This is a genomic window from Rhizobium sp. WYCCWR10014 (genome assembly GCF_001657485.1).
GTDB lineage: Bacteria > Pseudomonadota > Alphaproteobacteria > Rhizobiales > Rhizobiaceae > Rhizobium.
The window spans coordinates 151731-168029 of the sequence record NZ_LXFU01000024.1; the positions used below are offsets into that span (position 1 = coordinate 151731).

The window sequence follows — 16299 nt, forward strand, 5'->3', positions numbered from 1 at the left end:
GCCGCTGTCGATGATTTCCGGGACGATGGGGGCGTCAACTTGACTCAGCTTCTCGCCCAATCTACCGGTCTTGGGAAAGAGTGCGGGACAAGAACGAAGTGCCAGTTTTCATCTACCGGATTTGTCGTGGCCCCGCGCCGTCGGGGGCGCTTGCTTGACATTCGAGCCGCTCTATTCGCTTTCAGGCCTGTTCGTCGGCGCCCTCGTCGGCATCACTGGCGTTGGCGGTGGTTCGCTGATGACGCCCCTGCTGGTGCTGCTCTTCGGCGTTCATCCGGCCACTGCCGTCGGCACCGATCTTCTCTATGCGGCGATCACCAAGACGGCAGGCACAGCCGTTCACGGCATGCATGGGCGGGTCAACTGGAAGATCGTCGGCAGCCTCGCAGCCGGCAGCCTGCCGGCCGCCCTGCTGATGCTGTGGCTGCTGGCAGGCGTCGATCGCAAAAGCATCGGCGTGACCAATACCATCACCACGGCGCTCGGCTGGCTTCTCGTCATGACCGCGATCATGCTGGTCTTCCGTGGCCCGATCCTCGAACTGGCGCGCCGCGCCATCGGCGATCGCACGCCGCCGAAGCCGACGACCATCCTTGCCCTCACCATCATTCTCGGGTTCGTTCTCGGCGTCCTCGTCACCCTGACCTCGGTCGGCGCCGGTGCGCTGGGGGTGACGATCCTGCTGGTCCTCTATCCCCGGCTCGATGTGCGCGAGATCGTCGGTTCCGATATCGTCCATGCAGTCCCGCTGACCTTGATCGGCGGCACGGGCTATTGGCTGATCGGCGAGATCGACTGGCCGATGCTCCTTGCCCTCCTGATCGGCTCTATCCCCGGCATCATCATCGGCAGCCTTCTGGCGCCGAAGCTGCACGAGCGCACCATCCGCATCGTCCTTGCCGTTACACTTGCCGTTGTCGCATTGAAGCTGCTGACCGGCTGACCAGAGCACGGTGCCGAAAAGTGTCTGCGGTGACGCGCTTTAAAGGCCTGGCTGCTTGATATCGGCGAGAATGCTGATGATCGTCTGCTTGCGGTCGAGGTTATAGGCATCGGAAACGGTGAGCCGCTCGGTGATCTCGGAATAGAGCCGCGCCAGCCGCTCCGCCCCGGCGATCTGCCCTTCGCCCGCTGCCGCGCGAGCCCGGTTCATGATGTCATCGCCGACATGGCTGACGAAGAAATCGAAGATCGTGTCGCTTTCCCTCCCCGAAAGCGCGTCGGCCAGCCGATGCATTGCCTTGCGGGCTGTCGGTCCCTCGGCGGAAAGCATCTCGTCATAAGCGGCGATGATCTCGCCGCCGCCGTAGTTCAACAGTTTCAACGCCTCGCCGACGCTGCCCTTGGCGGCCGATAGCACCGCCCCGCCCTCGCCTGATATGCCGAGATGGGCAAGGGCCGCGACGAGCTCATCGTCGGCAAGCGGCGCCAGCTTCAGCGGCAGGCAGCGCGAGCGGATCGTCGGCAGCAGCCGTCCCGGCGCATGCGAGAGCACCAGGAACAGCGCCCGTTTCGGCGGTTCTTCCAGGATCTTCAGGATGGCGTTGGCCGCATTGCGGTTCATGTCGTCGGCCGGATCGATGATGACGATCCGCCAGTTGCCGGTGCCGGAGGTCTGCGAGAAGAATTTGCCGGCGCGTCGCACCTCGTCGACTGTTATTGCCGATTTCACTTTACCTGTTTTTTCGTCCACCGGCCGGGCAAGGTGCAGGAGATTGTGCGAGGCGCCCGACGCGATCTGCCGGCTGACGGAAGAGGCAGGATCCGGATCGCCGATCGTCTCCGGCGCTGTCTCGGGATCGGGATGCGAGAGCACGTGATTGGCAAAGCGGAAGGCGAGCGTCGCCTTGCCGATGCCTTCCGGCCCTTCGATCAGGATGGCGTGGTGGCCCTTGCCGGACCGATAGGACTGCGCAAGGAAGGCTTCCGCCTCCTTATGCCCGAACAGCCTGGTATTTTCCCCCGGCCATATGGCGCCGTCGAGCAGTCCTGGCCTTTCTTCACTCATGATGGGCTTCACTCATGATGGGCGGCTTCCGGCATTCGCAAACGGTCTGCAGGAGACTTGAGCTGTCGGACGATCGCCAGGATCTCCGCGGCGATCGCCTCTTCCGTCTGCATGGCGTTGACCACGTGGCAGCGCTCCGGCTCGCGGGCGGCGATATCGAGAAAGGCCTCACGCCGTTTCTCGTGCGTTTCCAGCCGCTCCTTCTCGAATCGATCGGGAGCATCGGTCGCGGCGCGCTTCTGCGCCCGCTCCAGCCCGACCTTGGCGGGGATGTCGAGGATCACGGTGCAATCCGGCATGACTCCATTGATGGCGATGCGCTGCAGCGTTTCGATGAAATCCGGCTCGAGATTGCCGGTAATGCCCTGATAGACGCGGGAGGAATCCATGAAGCGATCGCAGAGCACGATCTTGCCTGATGCCAGGGCAGGCCGGATCACCTCTTCGACATGGTCGTTGCGCGCCGCCGCAAAGAGGATCGCCTCCATCCGCGTGCCGAAGGCTTCGGCAGCCCCGGACAGCAGCACGTGACGCACGGCCTCGGCGCCCGGCGAGCCACCTGGTTCGCGCGTCACCAGCACGTCGTGACCTTCGCCCTTCAGCGCCTCGGCGAGGCGGCGGATCTGCGTGGATTTCCCAGCGCCTTCCCCGCCTTCAAACGTAACGAACAATCCCGTACCGGATGACAATGACAACTTCCCGCATTCCAGGCGCCGCACGCGCCCCGCTCCTTCTATCTATCCGAAGATATCAGGGAGGAAAACCTTTCGCCGCGGCGACGTATTCACCTTTCCCGGTAAATTGCATTGGAAACGGCTCGTCAGACGGGCGCGGGCTTGTCCCAGAGCCAGGAGAAGAACAGCGATTCGCCGAGTTCCAGCATGGCGTCGACCGCCCGGCTGCTGAGCGAGCCCTCGCCGACCGCCTGCACGGTATAGAGCGGCACTTCCCTGAGCAGCCGGCTGCCGGCGAAAATCCTGAGCGTTCCTGCCTGAGTATCCGGCTTGACCGGCGCCGTCAGCGGCCAGCGATAGATGATGCGCGCCGACAGCCGGTCGGGATTGCTGATCGGGATATAGACGCTGACCGGCGCCTTGGCGACGAGGTCGACGGTGCGCGCCGTGCCACCATAGACGCTGGCGGCGCCGATCACTTCCTTCTCGCCGAAGATCTGCCGGTTCTCGAAGGCCGTCAGCCCCCATTCGAGCACGCGCTTGGCTTCCTCCGTCCGCTCCTTGTCGGAAGCGATGCCGGAAAGCGCCACAAACAGCCGCCTGCCGTCGCGCTGAACCGAAGCAACGATCGAATACCCCTCGCCCTCGGTAAAGCCGGTCGCCAGCCCATCGGCGCCGAGATCGAGCCCGAGCAGCGGGTTGCGGTTGCGCTGGAAGATCTTGTTCCACTCGAAATCCGGCTGCGCGAAATAGGGATAAAGGTTCGGATAGGTCTGCTGAAGGGCAGCGGCGAGCGTCACCATCTCGCGTGCGGTCACCTTACTCTTGCCGTCGGGAAGGCCGGTGGAATTGCCGAACTCGGCCTTCTCCATGCCGAGCTCGCGGGCGCGGCGCGTCATCGACACGGCAAATTGCTGTTCGCTTCCGGCCATGCCCTCGGCGAGGATGATGCAGCTGTCATTGGCGCCCTGGATGGCGACACCCTTGATCAGGTCCTCGACGCGCACGCGTGATTTCAGGCTGGCAAACATCGTTGCCGTCCGTGACGGCGCGCCGCCCGTCCGCCAGGCATATTCGGAAACGGGATATTCGGTATCGAACGTGATCTGGCCCTTCGTCACCGCCTCGAAGACCAGATCCATCGTCATCAGCTTGGCGAGCGAAGCCGGCGAAAAGCTCTGGTCCTCGTTCTTGGCGAGAAGCACCGTGCCGGTGGCGGCCTCGATCATATAGGCCTGCGCCGCCTTGGTGGCGAAGCCGGCGGCACCGCCATCGGCTGCAAAGGCTCCGGTGGCGAACGGCATCAGGCATGCAAGCAGGCGAAGCGCGGGCTTCAGCATCGCAATTTCCATTGATCGAGCGGCGTATTTCAGGAGGTTAGAACGCGAGGAAATCCGATGCAATTGCCAGTTCAGCGCGCGGCGAACTTTGCCTGCTGCCGCTTGGCCGAGGCAAGGATGGACTCTTGGGTCAGCCCGTCATTGCGCACCATCACCGCGTCGAAGGCGAGATCGACGGTCACCGTCTTCACCTCTTCGTTCTGGTAGCCGAGCGCCAGCGAATTCTGGGGCCGCTCGTAGGGCATCGGACCGATCTCCGGCAGCACGACCATCTGGTCCATCGCCTGCGCGCCGTTATTGAAGGACGGTGCCGATGGCGCGACCAGAACATGGGCAGCCGGTACGGGAGCGGCGGCTGCGTTGTTGCGGGCGCTCGGCGTCGAGCCGGCATAGGAGGTGGCCGACCTCGGCACCGGCACGTTGGCCGGCGTCTCGTAGTCTTCCGAACTCTGCAGCTGGTCGCGGGTGATCTTGCGGCTGTTGGAGGCGACCATCACGCCGGTTGCGATCTGGCCTTCCGGATTGACGCCGGGAATGCGGCTGCCCTTCGGCGCGTAGGAGGCCATCAGATAGGGCATGTCGTGGCCGTCCATACGGGCGCGGCCGACATATTGCACACGCACCTTGCCAGTGCCGCTATGCTGCAGATCCAGCATGTCGGCCGTCTTGTTAGAAAGGTCGATGATACGCCCTGCGTGATAGGGACCGCGATCGTTGACGCGCACGATGACGGAGGAACCGGATTCAAGATTGGTGACGCGCGCATAGCTCGGCAGCGGGAAGGTCGGATGTGCGGCCGAAAGATGCATCTGGTCGTAGACTTCGCCATTCGCCGTCAGGCGCCCGTGAAAGGCCGAACCATACCAGGAGGCGACGCCGACCTTGTTATAGGCGAAGTCTTCCTTCGGGTAATACCACTTGCCCTTCACCTCGTAGGGGTTGCCGACGATATAGCGGCCGCCGCCCTTCGGGATATTATTGCCGGTGGCGACCCGCGGACTCGCCTTCACGCCATATTCGGATTCGGAGAAATATTCTTTGCCGTGGGATTTCTTCTTCGGCACTGCCTGCGTCGTGCCGCAGGCCGCAACCGTTGCACACATCGCCGAGATCGCCAGCCACCGTGCTGTCGTTGCGAAAGACGCCGCCCCGTAATCCAGTTTCATATGCCCCACGCCGCTCAAAGATCGTTATGGTTAAGGAACCATGCCCCATCCTGGGGCAATACCGCCTTATTCCCGCCCGCCTAACGAGGCTTTAATCTTGTTAAGTTCGTGGCAATTTTACGAACGATTTCGCAGCGATAGCGACGATTCTAATAATTATGGTTTATAAATCACTAAGAAAAGCCCTGCCGCCCTGCCCTTCCGCCGCCGCAATGAGGCCCGAAATCATCGTGCCGATGCGGGGCATATGGTGAACATCCGGGCGCTTCCGGATGCGCCAAAGCTCCATATTGAAACACGGTCTGCGCGTATCTGATGCGCGGCAGCGGGGCGGCGCTTCCTTCTGTATGGGAACGAATTGCCCCCTGCGGGCTTTGAAGGTTTAGACCTTTGGAGGATCACCATGAACGATGAAATCCTGACGCAGCTCGACACGGTCAGCCAGCAGTTGCACGCTCGATCTCGCGCGCTTTCCCAGCCGGATAAAGACAACGACATCGCAATCCTGATGTCGGCCCTCGCCGTGACGATGGAGGCGGTTCGATCTCTCGGCGAGAATATGAACCAACTCAACGGTCCGAAGGGCCTTGGATCTGACGGAAGCTAGGTCTGTTATGTCTCGGGCGCAATTCACAGAAAGCTTGCGCCCGGAACGATGCGCGCGAAGCGCTCATCTTCGACGTGGAAGGGAAACCGTGGACCGCCACCTACGCTGCCGGTGGACGATAGCGAATCGACTTCGCCTTTTCCAAGGCTTCGATCGTATCCTCGACGCTGAGGAGGACAGTGGTCTCCATGGATCTGAGCGCGCCTCCTGCGCCGATCGCAAGTGCGACAGCCGCCATCGACACGTTGTCAGGCGCCTCCCACAGATTCCAACCATCATGCTCGCCGAAGGCGTACCAGAACCCATGGAGCTTTCCGCCCACGGATTCAATGTAACTGCGTGCCGCCTCTCGGCGATCCTCAGGATTTTCGATCATCCGCGCCCAGGTCTCGGGCGTGTAGCTGAAGCGCGTGAGATACATGGCCATGGTTTGTTTCCTCCGCCAGAACACCAGAGTAAACGCTCAAGCCGGGGAGAACGCGAGTCATTTCCAATGAGTGGAACGGGCTTCCAACGATCTCAGTCGGCAGTGCCCAGAAAAACAGCGAGTTCCGCCGTCAGGAGATCTTGCGGCATTCATCGAAAAGTAGATTTTAGCAGTTATTCGGACCCGGCTCTCATCTCACATCGGGTTCCGGCAATGGATCTTGCGACAGTCCTTCTTCTACACAAGTCTTCCTTCATCGTCGGAGCGATCTGCTTCTTCTATGTGAGATGGCGTTCCGGAGCGACGCCGGGGCTCGGCGTACTTGCCGTGGGTTTTACTTTGCTCGCAATCGCCTCAACGCTGGCAGGGTGGGACGAGAGCCTTCACATGTCCGCCAATGCCAGGACGTTCTGGAGTTTTTCGCTTGGCGCCAATGGTTACGGGCTGATGACGGTTGGTCTTTTCGGCCTCAGCCGGCGTCAAGATTCTCTACGAGATTGGTGGTCATTGCTCCTGCCCGTCGTCCTGACGCTGAGTGCGGCGATCACGCCATGGTATTTGGACAATGGACTGAGAGCATCCGTCTTCAATGGCAGCGCCACCATCTTGCTTGCCTTGTCAGGTTTCGTCATCGCCCGCGACTTCTTCCACGAGCGTCTTACGGCGCGGCTCGGTCTTTCCGCCTCAATATGGGTGGCGACGTCTCTCTCGGCTTTGGTCGTTGTTGGTTTCATCTTTCCAAACGATGCGCCTCTTCCCCCGCGATACGCATTCTTTCTGCTGATCATCTGTCATTTCGCAGTGGCTCTGTTCGTGCTCGTCCTCGTGCAGGAAAGAGCCGAAGAGAAGCTTATCAGACTTGCAAATACCGATATGTTGACCGGCATTCCCAACCGGCAGCATTTCTTCAATTCCCTTCCGAAAAACCTCGCCCCGGGGGACGCCTTCGTCCTCATCGATATCGATTTTTTCAAGCGTGTTAACGATATGTACGGACACGACAAAGGCGATGTCGTTCTCATAAATGTTGCCCGGACGATTGCTCAGAGTGTCCCCCCTTCCTGTGTTTTCGGCCGGCTGGGCGGCGAGGAGTTCAGCCTGTTTCTTCGTGGCCAAACGCAATCTTCTTCTTTTGCGCTCGCTGAGCGGATACGCGAGGCTGTCAACGCCGTGAGCCTTGTCTTCGAAGGAAATCAGGTCACCCCTTCCGTCAGTGCCGGTGTGGCACTTTGGGAAGCGGGTCTGACCGAACAAAACGTCCAGAAGCGTGCAGATCAGGCGCTCTACATTGCCAAAAACAAGGGTCGCAACAGGGTTGAGTTGTTCAGCAGCGTCGGGTTGACCTGCAGCGTCCTTGCGCCGGAACCGCTACCGGCTCGCGCGGGCTGAAGAACAACTGAAGATCGGCTCACGATCGAGCTATTCGCACGTCACAGCGAAGATGCTGGCAAATGCTGCAGAGCAAGTTGACGCTGCTATCAAAGCTGCTAAAAAGCCAGCCATCGATTGATTGGGTAGCAAATCGGCCGCAATGGCCGGTTGGTAGAAATCAGCAAAATGTTGATGTCTCGACCCTTTCAATCAGATGGAAGAGTGTCCGAGTGGTTTAAGGAACCGGTCTTGAAAACCGGCGTGCGGGAAACCGTACCGTGGGTTCGAATCCCACCTCTTCCGCCATATGTCGTTTTCCGGAAATTGCGGTTTTGTACCTCAAGAAGGTTGGCCTTCACTGAGGCAAGAGATGAGTTTCACGCCTCCTCCTTTGCGTTGACGATGAGATGATATACAGGCAGCAACAGGACGCGACCGCCATTAACTTAAGAATGGGGTCGGGCGGCAGATTGACGTCACGTCGCTGCCACGAGATCACGTGGCCGTCCTCTGGTCCGCATCCGCACAGCTTGACCTTGCACGAGAGCAGCAGTCGCCTATCTCGACTGACTTGATAATATTGGGCGCAACGGCAAGGGAAGCGACTTTGTCAGCAGCGCCCCTAAGTCCTCAGGTTTCCTTAAGCGGTCCAACAGGCGCAAGGCTCTCTTATGATCGTTCAAGCTTGCCTCAACGGCGCACGGCCGAGGGATTTCCATCCCCTCCTTCCCCTGACGATCGATGCCATGGTGCGTGACGCCACGGCTTCGGTCGCTGCGGGTGCAGCGGAACTCCACATTCATCCGCGCGGAGCCGATGGTAAGGAGAGCCTTGCCGCCGTCGACGACACTGTCGGCGCGATCCGCCGTGTGTGTCCGGGAACGCTGATCGGCGTGTCCACGGGCCTGGATCGAAGGTGATCGCGAGAAAACGCGGGAAGCCATCCGCCGCTGGCGTGTCCTGCCGGATTATGCCTCGGTGAACCTCTCCGAAGGCGATGCGCCCGATGTCATGCAGCTGCTGCGGCAGAAGGGTATCGGCATTGAAGTCGGGCTGGCGTCGGTTGCCGATGCGGAGCGCTACATCGGCCTCGATGATCATGAGCGGGTCTTTCGCGTGCTCATCGAGCTCGATGACGAACCGGATTTTCAGCGCGCATGCGACATCGCGGACGGCATCATCAACGTGCTCAGGGATAGCCGGGTCAAGCGGCCCATTCTTCTGCACGGTTTCGACGAGACCGTCTGGCCCGTCGTCAGGATGGCGCGCGAGCGGCGCTACTCCACCCGTATCGGCCTGGAAGATGGCAAGCACCTCCCGGATGGGACAATTGCGAACGACAATGCCGCGCTGGTCACAGCGGCCGTCGCGATCTTCCGTGACCACTCGATCTGATCCCGATGTTTCGGCGGCCACGCGGCAGTCCGGAATCTCTTCGGCGCCATCGGCCGGTATCGTCAAGGCGCAGAATGTTTATACGGGCTCGGCGATGTCGATGTTTCGCCGGACAGCCCTCACGAGAAGTACGAATATATCAGCACGCCAATAGAACCCCAGAAGATAAGCGGCGTCAGTATCATCCCCGCAACGAACATTTTAGTCACAGCAAAACTCCGAACACCTCCACGCATGTCGAAGCTACCTATTGCATCGACGGAAAGTTCCTATGGGCACGAAGTCCGGGATGGATCGGACCTTGGTCTGGGTTTCGCTCGCGCTGCCGATCAGTGCCGGGCTCAACTCTCCCCAAGCGCTCGGCGGCGGTAAGTCCCGGCCGCAATGGCGAGCGCGACGATAATCACTGCTGCCGCAACGGCGAAGGTGATCCGCATGCCTGAGGCGACGGCCTCGGGATGCGCCGCTGTGATATCGGCTGTTCCCGAAGAGAACGCGAAGACGGCGCCCATCAGGGATGCGCCGGTAATCAGCCCGAGATTGCGCGAAAGGTTGAGCATGCCGGAGATGACGCCCCGCTGGCCGGGGCCGACATCCGCCATGACGGCGGTGTTATTGGCCGCCTGGAACAGCTGATAGCCAGGTGTCAGCATGGCAATGGCGGCGATGTAGCCCGATATCCCGGGAAGCCCGGCCATGGCGACGGAGGCTGCCGCCATGGCAACGAGCCCTGCGACCACCACGAATGGCGCGTCCAGACGGTCGACCAGCCGGCCGGCCGGGACCCCGCTCAAGATGGAGATGACGGGGCCGATCGACATGACGATGCCGACGAGAGCCTGATTGATCCCGAGCGCATGGGAGAGGTAGAACGGCGCGACTACCAGCGTCGCCATCATCACAGTCGAAACCAGTGCGTTCATCGCCAGACTGGCGCTGAGCACGCGATTGCGGAATACCGTCAACTGGATCAGCGGCGATGCCGCTCTCGCCTCGGCGAAGACGAACAAACCGGTGCCGAAGACGGCGGCCGAGAGCAGAGCGATGTTCAATGGGCCAAAGCGGCCGTGCCCGATCGTCATCGCCAGCGCGTAGGCCGAAAGCGTCAGCGCAAGCAGCAGCGTCCCCGCGATGTCGAAGCCCTTCCGATCCGTCTTCCCCTTGCTGATATCGGCTGGCAGATGGCGATAGGCGAGAACGAAGGTCAGAACGCCGAGCGGCACGTTGACGAGAAAGATTGCCGGCCAGCCGAGCCCGGCGATCAGCAGGCCGCCGAGCGAGGGCCCAAGAGCGGTACCAATCGCCGACATCGTTCCGAGCAGCCCCATGGCGCGCCCGGTTCTTTCCTTCGGCACGGTTTCGCCGACAAAGGCCATGGTGAGTGCCATCATGATGGCCGCACCCACGCCCTGCACAGCGCGTGCGGCAATCAACAGCCATAGCGTCGGCGCGACACAGCAGAGGATCGAGGCCAGCGTGAAGAGCAGGATGCCGATGAGCAGCAGCCGACGGCGGCCGGTGATGTCGCCGAGCCGTCCGACGCTGACGATCAGGGTGGTGATGGCAAGAAGATAGGCGAGAACGATCCACTGCACATCCTGGAAGGCGGCATCGAACGCCTGCGCCAGGCTCGGCAGGGCGACATTGGCGATGCTGGTGCCGAGTGACGGCAGCAACATCGAGAGGGAAAGACTGGCGAGCGCCCATCGCACGGAGGATGCCTGTTCGGCGACTGTCTCGCCTCGCGCAATGATCGATTTCACCCCGTGAACTCCGTTTTCTCTTAGTTCCCCGAATGGAACTGGTGAAAACCTAGTCTTCTGCTTGATATGGCGGAAGGCGCATGATTTGCACTTCATTCGTGCGTTTGACGCCACATCAAGTTGAAGCCGTGTTATAGCTGATGCATGTCGACACCTGATCTCAACTTGCTAGTCACCCTCGATGTGCTGCTTGCCGAGGGCAGCGTTGCGCGTGCGGCGCAAAGGCTGCGGCTCAGCCCGTCGGCGATGAGCCGGGCTTTAGCGAGATTGCGCGAGACGACGGGCGATCCGCTGTTGGTGCGGGCCGGCCGCGGCCTCGTCCCCACGCCCCGCGCGCTCGAACTGCGCGAGCGGGTCGGCCGGATTGTCGAGGATGCGCAGGCGGTCCTGCGTCCTGCCGAGGCGCTCGACCTTGACGGCTTGGTCCGGACGTTCACCCTGCGCACCAGCGAAGGCTTTGCCGAGAGCTTCGGGCCTGATCTCATCGCCCGCCTCGGCCGACAAGCGCCTGGTGTGCGGCTGCGCTTCGTGCAGAAACCGGACAAGGACAGCGCCCCGCTTCGCGACGGGACCGTCGATCTGGAAACCGGCGTCGTCAGCGGGACGACGGGTCCGGAGGTGCGGGCGCAGGCTCTGTTCCGCGATCGTTTCATCGGCGTCGTGCGATTGGGGCATCCGCTTTGCGAGCGCGAGATGACGCCCTCGCGGTATGCCGCCGGCCAGCACATCTATGTCTCGCGGCGGGGGCTCGACAAGGGACCGATCGATGACGCCTTGACCGCGCTCGGTCTGGAACGGCAGATCGCCACCATCGTCAGCGGCTTTTCCACGGCGCTGGCGCTTGCCCGGGCCTCCGATCTGATCGCCAGCGTGCCCGAACGGCACACCGGAGCCTTGCGAGCGGGGATGCATAGTTTTCCCCTCCCCGTCTCGACGCCTGAGATCACGGTGTCATTGCTCTGGCACCCCAGGATGGATGCCGATCCGGCGCATCGATGGCTGCGCGGCTGCGTTCGGGACACCTGCGCGCGAGCTGATTGAAGGACGGCGTAGGATCTGAGGTCAGGCCGATTGATCGGTTCGTGTGATTGACTATCCCGCGTTGCCGTGATTTCCCGTCCGAGATCACCAAACGGGGACATTATGACCGAAATCATTGTAAAGGACAGCAACGGAAGCCAGCTTCACGACGGCGATTCCGTGACGCTGATCAAGGACCTCAAGGTCAAGGGAACCTCGGAGACGCTGAAGCGCGGAACGCTGGTCAAGGGCATTCGCCTGACGGACAATCCGGGCGAGATCGAGTGCAGCACCAAGCAGGTCAAAGGCCTCGTGCTGAAAACCGAGTTTTTGAAGAAGGCATAAAGTTCCCTCGCCCGCGACTCTGTGATCAATCGGCTTTCACCGCCTCCTGCGGCACTTCCTCGGTGATTACTTCGAAACGGGAGAGTGTAGCCGGGCCGAAGGCCGTCGACATGGCGACGTCGGTAGCGTCGCGCCCGGTTCCCATCAGGATCCGGCCGATGCGCGGCGTGTTGTGGCGGGCGTCGACCGTATGCCAGTGGCCGCCGAGAAAGACCTCGAACCAGGCGCTGAAATCCATCGGATTGGGATCGATCGGAACGCCGATATCCCCGAGATAGCCGGTGCAATATCGTGCCGGGATATTCATGCATCGGCAAAGCGCGATGGCGAGATGGGCAAAGTCGCGGCAGACGCCCGCCTTGTCGGTGAAGCCGCCATGCGCGGTCCTGAGCACGTCGGCCTTCAGGTAATCGAAGGTGATGTGGTCATGGACGAAATCGCAGATTGCCTGGACGCGCGCCCAGCCGAGCGGTGTCGACGAGAAGGTCGCCCAGGCGAAATCCGCAAGCCTGTCGGTGTCGCAATAGCGGCTTCCGAGCAGGAATACCAGCACATCGTCCGGCAGGTCGTTGATCGCGTGCTGGACGGCATCGTCGGGAACGATGTCGGGCTGACCGCTGTCGTAGATTTCGAATTCCGTCGAGATCGTCGTCAGGCCCGGCGGGGCGACGATCCGGCTGCAGGCATTGCCGAACACATCAGTATAGCCCCAGGCCTCGATTGGCTGGTCGAATGTCAGGATCTGATCGCTGAGAAGATCGGCGCGACGGGAGGGGTGAATATTGAGGACGAGCAGCATCGGCGTTGGCTGCATGCATTCGTATCCCAGATGAAACCCGGCACGTATCTTCATTGTCGCTTCCTTGTCACGTCTCCGCATCGGTGGAGGTGAGTATGGAACGTTGATCGAGCTACCCGGTTCCGTGGCCGCGGGACTGTCACTACGTGGCCAGATCGGAGTAATCCAAGATTACCTCGGAAATAATCCAGATTACCTCGTGGTGACGTTGACCTGTACCGTCATGCTGTCGAAATCCTTCCCATCCCCATCATAGCTGCCGCTCAATGGGACTGCCTGGCGCGGATCGCGGGCAACCGCGACACGAATGAGATCGCGGTTGCCGACGATGCCGTTGGTCGGATCGAACTCCGTCCAGCCGGCGCCTGGAAGATAGATCTGGCACCACGCGTGCGTGGAACCGCCGCCGAGCACGGTGGAGCCGTCCCGGTCGGGAACATAGACATAGCCCGTGACGAACCGCGCCGCGAGGCCGAGAATACGTGCCGCCTCCATCATCAGTAGCGCGAAATCCCGGCAGGTGCCGGAGCGAAGCTGCAGGGTCTGCACCGGCGTCTGCGTTCCATGTTCATGGCGCCGTGCATAGACGAAGCTTTCCCGGATGGCGTAACAGAGCGTCATCAGCAGATGCCCGGTCTCCGTCGGACGACCCTGGCGCACGAACTGGCGCGCCCAGCGTCCGACCTCGTCGTTCGGGTCGGGATAATGGCGCTGCATCGCCGGGGTCAGATCGGCGATCTCGTCCTTGTCGTAGGAGAATGGATAGGTCAGAGCCGCATCGTCCACCTTGAGATCCAGAGCGACCTGGGGCGTATGATCGAGCGTGATCCAGGTTTCAAAACGAAGTTCGGACGCCGGCCTCGAAAAATCGACGAGCGCCACGCAATTGCCGAAAACATCGTGGATCCAGCGCACATGACTTTCCTCAGGATAGATCGTCAACGACGCCTCCATCAGCCGCTGGTCGAAACTGTCACGTGGCCGGAACATCAAGCGATGCTCGCCGAAATCGACGTCCCTGACGTAACGATAGGACGTGATGTGGCGGACGGAGAAAATCGTCATAAGCCACCGTCGAATCTGTTCAATTTGCTGCTCCAAGGCGGAAGCGCCGCCTCTCCTCTGCGGAAGCGCCCTGCCGGCTTTCCCGCTCATCCCGATTTCTTGTCATATAAGCACGTTCGAAAGATTGCTATTGTATCTTCACCGATCGACGGCAGGGCCGTCCAACCTGAGAGGATGACATGCATATCATCTGGGACGTTCTAACGCTTCTGCTGACAATCGGCTCGCTCTATGGCGGTCGCGAATACCGGATTATTCGCGCTCGTGCCCGCGCTCAGAACTGGGGCAACTTCTGATTCGATCCGGATATCTCTGATTCGATTGCGAATCATGGCCGCATCGGTCGTTGCCGGTCGCCGTTACGTCGAATGACGTAAAGTCATGCGCTTAAGAAAATGCTTTATTAGTTGAGGCGGAGCCTATCCGTCCATTCTCCCTGTTAATCCTAAGCCCGCCTCACCCCAGGCGGGCTTTTTTATTCCATCGCCCGCATCACTTCTTGGCGCCGGCCGAAAGCACCCGATGTGTCGCATTGTCCATGGCGTGGCTCGCTTCCTGTCCATCCTTCTTCAGCCCGTATGCGGTATTGCCGCAGCCGGAAAGTGTCAGCAGGCAGGTGCAGGCGATGACGATTGCAGCTTTTGGCATCGAGTGTTTTCCCCGAAATGAACAAGGTGATTCAGAGCATGATGCCGAAAAGTGTGAGCGGTTTCCGGACGACATCATGCTCTACCTCATAATTTAGAACAGGACTCAGATTTTAGGCCGCCTGGCCTAAAATCATCCTGTTCTAGGGAAGATGACGCATTCTTCGCCAAAATCAATCCGCAGGCGATGCGCGTGAACGGGCGGCATGGAACTCCGTGACGCCACAGGCGTTTACCGGAGCCATCCACCTGGGGTCAACGACATGGATTATCAGCTCGCCTTCGCCGCGACAGTCGCAACAGTGTCCTTCCTCGTCTACATGCTGATCGTCCACCGAACCTGATTGCCCCGCGGCAAACGGATTGGCCCTAAGGGGCCCGATTACTGGAACCCAATGCCGACCGCGTTCCGCGGCCCCACTGTTTGCGATCCGGAGAAATAGCAGCACCAGTTGTCGCCTCGACGACAAGACGGAGACCGGAAGGTCTGGAGTGCATAGATCGCAAATGATCCGTCAACAACACGGGAAAGGTGCAAAATAAAAACTTCAACATCCGCAAGTATTTTTCCGCTCCTCGATGTATTTAATTTTAATTAATTACCAACCTTAACTATCCGTTAACAATATAGTTGCGCTCTTTCCGCTTCCGCTTATGCTTTACGCAAAAGGGGAGAGGGACGATGTTTAGCAAAAGCCTGATTATGCCGTTTGGCTTCGCCATGCTCGCCATTGCTGGCCTGCTGTTCCAGATTGTCGCCCACGCGCTGCACTCTCCAGTCACCCTGCTGCAGCCCTGAGTCACATAAGTTGCTGAACCCACACGGGATCTCGGTAACTGGGAGTGGAACTTCCTTTCATTTCGTGCATTCTGTGACTCGTTTTGCCAGGAGGGAGATAACCATGGAAGACGCAGGCGTGGGTTGGATTGCAGCCATTATTATCGGCGGTGTCGCCGGATGGCTGGCGGAAAAGGCCATGCGCAGCAGCATGAGCCTGCTCATGAACATACTGCTCGGCATCATCGGCGCTATTGTCGCCAACTGGATACTGGGTCTGTTGCACATCCAGCCGCTTGCCGGTTGGCTGGGCTATCTGATCACCGGCTTTGTCGGTGCCTGCATCCTGATCGCGATTGGGCGCGTCATCCGCCGCTGACATCTGTCGCGGCAACTGGCCCGGCCTCGGTCGCTTTACCGGTCACGGAAATACTAAAAGCCGGGCGTTCATCACGTCCGGCTTTTCCTTGCCTTGAATCGTTCAACGGCGGCTGAGCAGGCCGAACACGTAGGCAATGCCTGCCGTCACGGCGAGTGCCACGAGCGGTTCTTCGCGCACCTTGTCGCGCAGCCGTTCCGTCATCAGCGAAGCCTCGTCGGTCACTGCCGACTTCGCCCCCTGCCCCAGCGCGACCACGCTTTCCGTCAGTCGCGAGAGATCGTTGCGAAGGGCTGCGACCTGCGCCGACAGATCGTCTGCTGCTATATCAGCCTTGACGCGCGCAGCGGTGGATTCGGCGGAAGCGGTTTTCAATTCTGCCATGGTCTGCTCCTGTTTCATGGGATGCCGCTTCAACGAAATGGCGGCCCGAAAGGTTCCGCCGCCACCGATCTTTTGTTCTCTGCAAAGCCGCCGCGGCCGAGCGGCCGCCTCGTGCAGCTTTTCGTGTGACA

Annotated in this window: 17 protein-coding genes, 1 tRNA gene and 1 pseudogene; 9 read left to right on the forward strand and 10 right to left on the reverse strand. The window is 60.6% G+C overall.

The genetic code is table 11. The annotated features are described in order from the left end of the window. The first annotated feature begins 154 nt into the window (after positions 1 to 154). Positions 155 to 943 carry a sulfite exporter TauE/SafE family protein gene (locus tag A6U98_RS03655; protein ID WP_064648120.1) on the forward strand — a complete coding sequence of 263 codons (789 nt, stop codon included), beginning with the start codon at positions 155 to 157 and terminating at the stop codon, positions 941 to 943. A gap of 39 nt (positions 944 to 982) precedes the next feature. Here A6U98_RS03655 and A6U98_RS03660 read toward each other — a convergent pair whose 3' ends face one another. From A6U98_RS03660 to A6U98_RS03675, 4 genes are all read right to left on the reverse strand, one after another. Then, the gene (locus A6U98_RS03660; protein ID WP_064648121.1) at positions 983 to 2008 is read right to left on the reverse strand and encodes a DNA polymerase III subunit delta'; all 1026 of its coding nucleotides are present in this window, start codon (positions 2006 to 2008) and stop codon (positions 983 to 985) included. Positions 2009 to 2016: 8 nt separating this feature from the next. Next, on the reverse strand, positions 2017 to 2697 hold the full coding sequence (tmk, locus tag A6U98_RS03665) for a dTMP kinase (RefSeq protein ID WP_064648122.1): 681 nt from the start codon (positions 2695 to 2697) through the stop codon (positions 2017 to 2019). Between the two features lie 131 nt (positions 2698 to 2828). Beyond that, entirely contained in the window at positions 2829 to 4022 is a 1194-nt protein-coding gene (locus A6U98_RS03670) for a D-alanyl-D-alanine carboxypeptidase family protein (RefSeq protein WP_064648303.1), read from the reverse strand. Positions 4023 to 4093: 71 nt separating this feature from the next. Further along, positions 4094 to 5188, reverse strand: a complete 1095-nt coding sequence (locus A6U98_RS03675) for a septal ring lytic transglycosylase RlpA family protein (protein WP_064648123.1) — start codon at positions 5186 to 5188, stop codon at positions 4094 to 4096. Positions 5189 to 5591: 403 nt separating this feature from the next. On the opposite strand from A6U98_RS03675, the gene A6U98_RS03680 reads away from it, so the two are divergent. Next, positions 5592 to 5795, forward strand: coding sequence for a hypothetical protein (locus A6U98_RS03680; protein ID WP_064648124.1), 204 nt, complete (start codon positions 5592 to 5594; stop codon positions 5793 to 5795). A gap of 100 nt (positions 5796 to 5895) precedes the next feature. Here A6U98_RS03680 and A6U98_RS03685 read toward each other — a convergent pair whose 3' ends face one another. After that, the gene (locus tag A6U98_RS03685; RefSeq protein ID WP_064648125.1) at positions 5896 to 6222 is read right to left on the reverse strand and encodes a GYD domain-containing protein; all 327 of its coding nucleotides are present in this window, start codon (positions 6220 to 6222) and stop codon (positions 5896 to 5898) included. A gap of 213 nt (positions 6223 to 6435) precedes the next feature. Between A6U98_RS03685 and A6U98_RS03690 the strand changes: the two genes are divergently transcribed. The 3 genes and pseudogenes from A6U98_RS03690 to A6U98_RS03700 all read left to right on the forward strand — a co-directional run bounded on the left by A6U98_RS03690 (position 6436) and on the right by A6U98_RS03700 (position 8988). After that, entirely contained in the window at positions 6436 to 7611 is a 1176-nt protein-coding gene (locus A6U98_RS03690) for a GGDEF domain-containing protein (RefSeq protein ID WP_064648126.1), read from the forward strand. Positions 7612 to 7809: 198 nt separating this feature from the next. After that, positions 7810 to 7899, forward strand: a tRNA-Ser gene (locus tag A6U98_RS03695). Positions 7900 to 8264: 365 nt separating this feature from the next. Beyond that, a pseudogene (locus A6U98_RS03700) lies at positions 8265 to 8988 on the forward strand (3-keto-5-aminohexanoate cleavage protein). Between the two features lie 341 nt (positions 8989 to 9329). Here the strand turns inward: A6U98_RS03700 and A6U98_RS03705 are convergent. Continuing rightward, positions 9330 to 10751 carry an MFS transporter gene (locus tag A6U98_RS03705; RefSeq protein WP_064648127.1) on the reverse strand — a complete coding sequence of 474 codons (1422 nt, stop codon included), beginning with the start codon at positions 10749 to 10751 and terminating at the stop codon, positions 9330 to 9332. A gap of 144 nt (positions 10752 to 10895) precedes the next feature. On the opposite strand from A6U98_RS03705, the gene A6U98_RS03710 reads away from it, so the two are divergent. Together A6U98_RS03710 and A6U98_RS03715 are read left to right on the forward strand one after the other, a co-directional pair. Then, a complete protein-coding gene (locus A6U98_RS03710; RefSeq protein WP_064648128.1) occupies positions 10896 to 11792 on the forward strand; it encodes a LysR family transcriptional regulator in 897 nt (298 codons plus the stop codon). A gap of 102 nt (positions 11793 to 11894) precedes the next feature. Next, entirely contained in the window at positions 11895 to 12116 is a 222-nt protein-coding gene (locus A6U98_RS03715) for an alkylphosphonate utilization protein (RefSeq protein WP_064648129.1), read from the forward strand. Between the two features lie 25 nt (positions 12117 to 12141). Here A6U98_RS03715 and A6U98_RS03720 read toward each other — a convergent pair whose 3' ends face one another. The 3 genes from A6U98_RS03720 to A6U98_RS03730 all read right to left on the reverse strand — a co-directional run bounded on the left by A6U98_RS03720 (position 12142) and on the right by A6U98_RS03730 (position 14628). After that, positions 12142 to 12969: a transglutaminase family protein gene (locus A6U98_RS03720; protein ID WP_064648130.1), complete on the reverse strand. Its 828-nt coding sequence runs from the start codon at positions 12967 to 12969 to the stop codon at positions 12142 to 12144. Between the two features lie 138 nt (positions 12970 to 13107). Next, complete coding sequence (locus A6U98_RS03725) at positions 13108 to 13980, reverse strand: transglutaminase family protein (RefSeq protein WP_064648131.1); 873 nt, start codon at positions 13978 to 13980, stop codon at positions 13108 to 13110. A 492-nt stretch (positions 13981 to 14472) separates the two neighbouring features. Then, entirely contained in the window at positions 14473 to 14628 is a 156-nt protein-coding gene (locus A6U98_RS03730) for a hypothetical protein (protein WP_064648132.1), read from the reverse strand. A gap of 205 nt (positions 14629 to 14833) precedes the next feature. Here A6U98_RS03730 and A6U98_RS37045 point away from each other — a divergent pair, with 205 nt between their 5' ends. Beyond that, complete coding sequence (locus A6U98_RS37045; RefSeq protein WP_197496338.1) at positions 14834 to 14971, forward strand: hypothetical protein; 138 nt, start codon at positions 14834 to 14836, stop codon at positions 14969 to 14971. Between the two features lie 558 nt (positions 14972 to 15529). After that, positions 15530 to 15784 carry a GlsB/YeaQ/YmgE family stress response membrane protein gene (locus A6U98_RS03735; protein WP_018242084.1) on the forward strand — a complete coding sequence of 85 codons (255 nt, stop codon included), beginning with the start codon at positions 15530 to 15532 and terminating at the stop codon, positions 15782 to 15784. A gap of 102 nt (positions 15785 to 15886) precedes the next feature. Here A6U98_RS03735 and A6U98_RS03740 read toward each other — a convergent pair whose 3' ends face one another. Then, positions 15887 to 16168 (reverse strand): hypothetical protein, encoded by a 282-nt coding sequence (locus tag A6U98_RS03740; RefSeq protein WP_025394620.1) that lies wholly within the window; start codon positions 16166 to 16168, stop codon positions 15887 to 15889. Positions 16169 to 16299: the final 131 nt, after the last annotated feature.

Excerpts from the sequence above, each read along its gene's own strand:
- A6U98_RS03710 (WP_064648128.1), top strand. The coding sequence starts at position 10,896 with ATGTCGACACCTGATCTCAACTTGCTAGTCACCCTCGATGTGCTGCTT.
- A6U98_RS03660 (WP_064648121.1), bottom strand. The coding sequence starts at position 2,008 with ATGAGTGAAGAAAGGCCAGGACTGCTCGACGGCGCCATATGGCCGGGG.
- A6U98_RS37045 (WP_197496338.1), top strand. The coding sequence starts at position 14,834 with ATGGAACTCCGTGACGCCACAGGCGTTTACCGGAGCCATCCACCTGGG.
- A6U98_RS03735 (WP_018242084.1), top strand. The coding sequence starts at position 15,530 with ATGGAAGACGCAGGCGTGGGTTGGATTGCAGCCATTATTATCGGCGGT.
- A6U98_RS03680 (WP_064648124.1), top strand. The coding sequence starts at position 5,592 with ATGAACGATGAAATCCTGACGCAGCTCGACACGGTCAGCCAGCAGTTG.
- A6U98_RS03725 (WP_064648131.1), bottom strand. The coding sequence starts at position 13,980 with ATGACGATTTTCTCCGTCCGCCACATCACGTCCTATCGTTACGTCAGG.
- A6U98_RS03675 (WP_064648123.1), bottom strand. The coding sequence starts at position 5,188 with ATGAAACTGGATTACGGGGCGGCGTCTTTCGCAACGACAGCACGGTGG.
- A6U98_RS03690 (WP_064648126.1), top strand. The coding sequence starts at position 6,436 with ATGGATCTTGCGACAGTCCTTCTTCTACACAAGTCTTCCTTCATCGTC.
- A6U98_RS03720 (WP_064648130.1), bottom strand. The coding sequence starts at position 12,969 with ATGAAGATACGTGCCGGGTTTCATCTGGGATACGAATGCATGCAGCCA.
- A6U98_RS03740 (WP_025394620.1), bottom strand. The coding sequence starts at position 16,168 with ATGGCAGAATTGAAAACCGCTTCCGCCGAATCCACCGCTGCGCGCGTC.
- A6U98_RS03670 (WP_064648303.1), bottom strand. The coding sequence starts at position 4,022 with ATGCTGAAGCCCGCGCTTCGCCTGCTTGCATGCCTGATGCCGTTCGCC.
- A6U98_RS03730 (WP_064648132.1), bottom strand. The coding sequence starts at position 14,628 with ATGCCAAAAGCTGCAATCGTCATCGCCTGCACCTGCCTGCTGACACTT.
- A6U98_RS03715 (WP_064648129.1), top strand. The coding sequence starts at position 11,895 with ATGACCGAAATCATTGTAAAGGACAGCAACGGAAGCCAGCTTCACGAC.
- A6U98_RS03685 (WP_064648125.1), bottom strand. The coding sequence starts at position 6,222 with ATGGCCATGTATCTCACGCGCTTCAGCTACACGCCCGAGACCTGGGCG.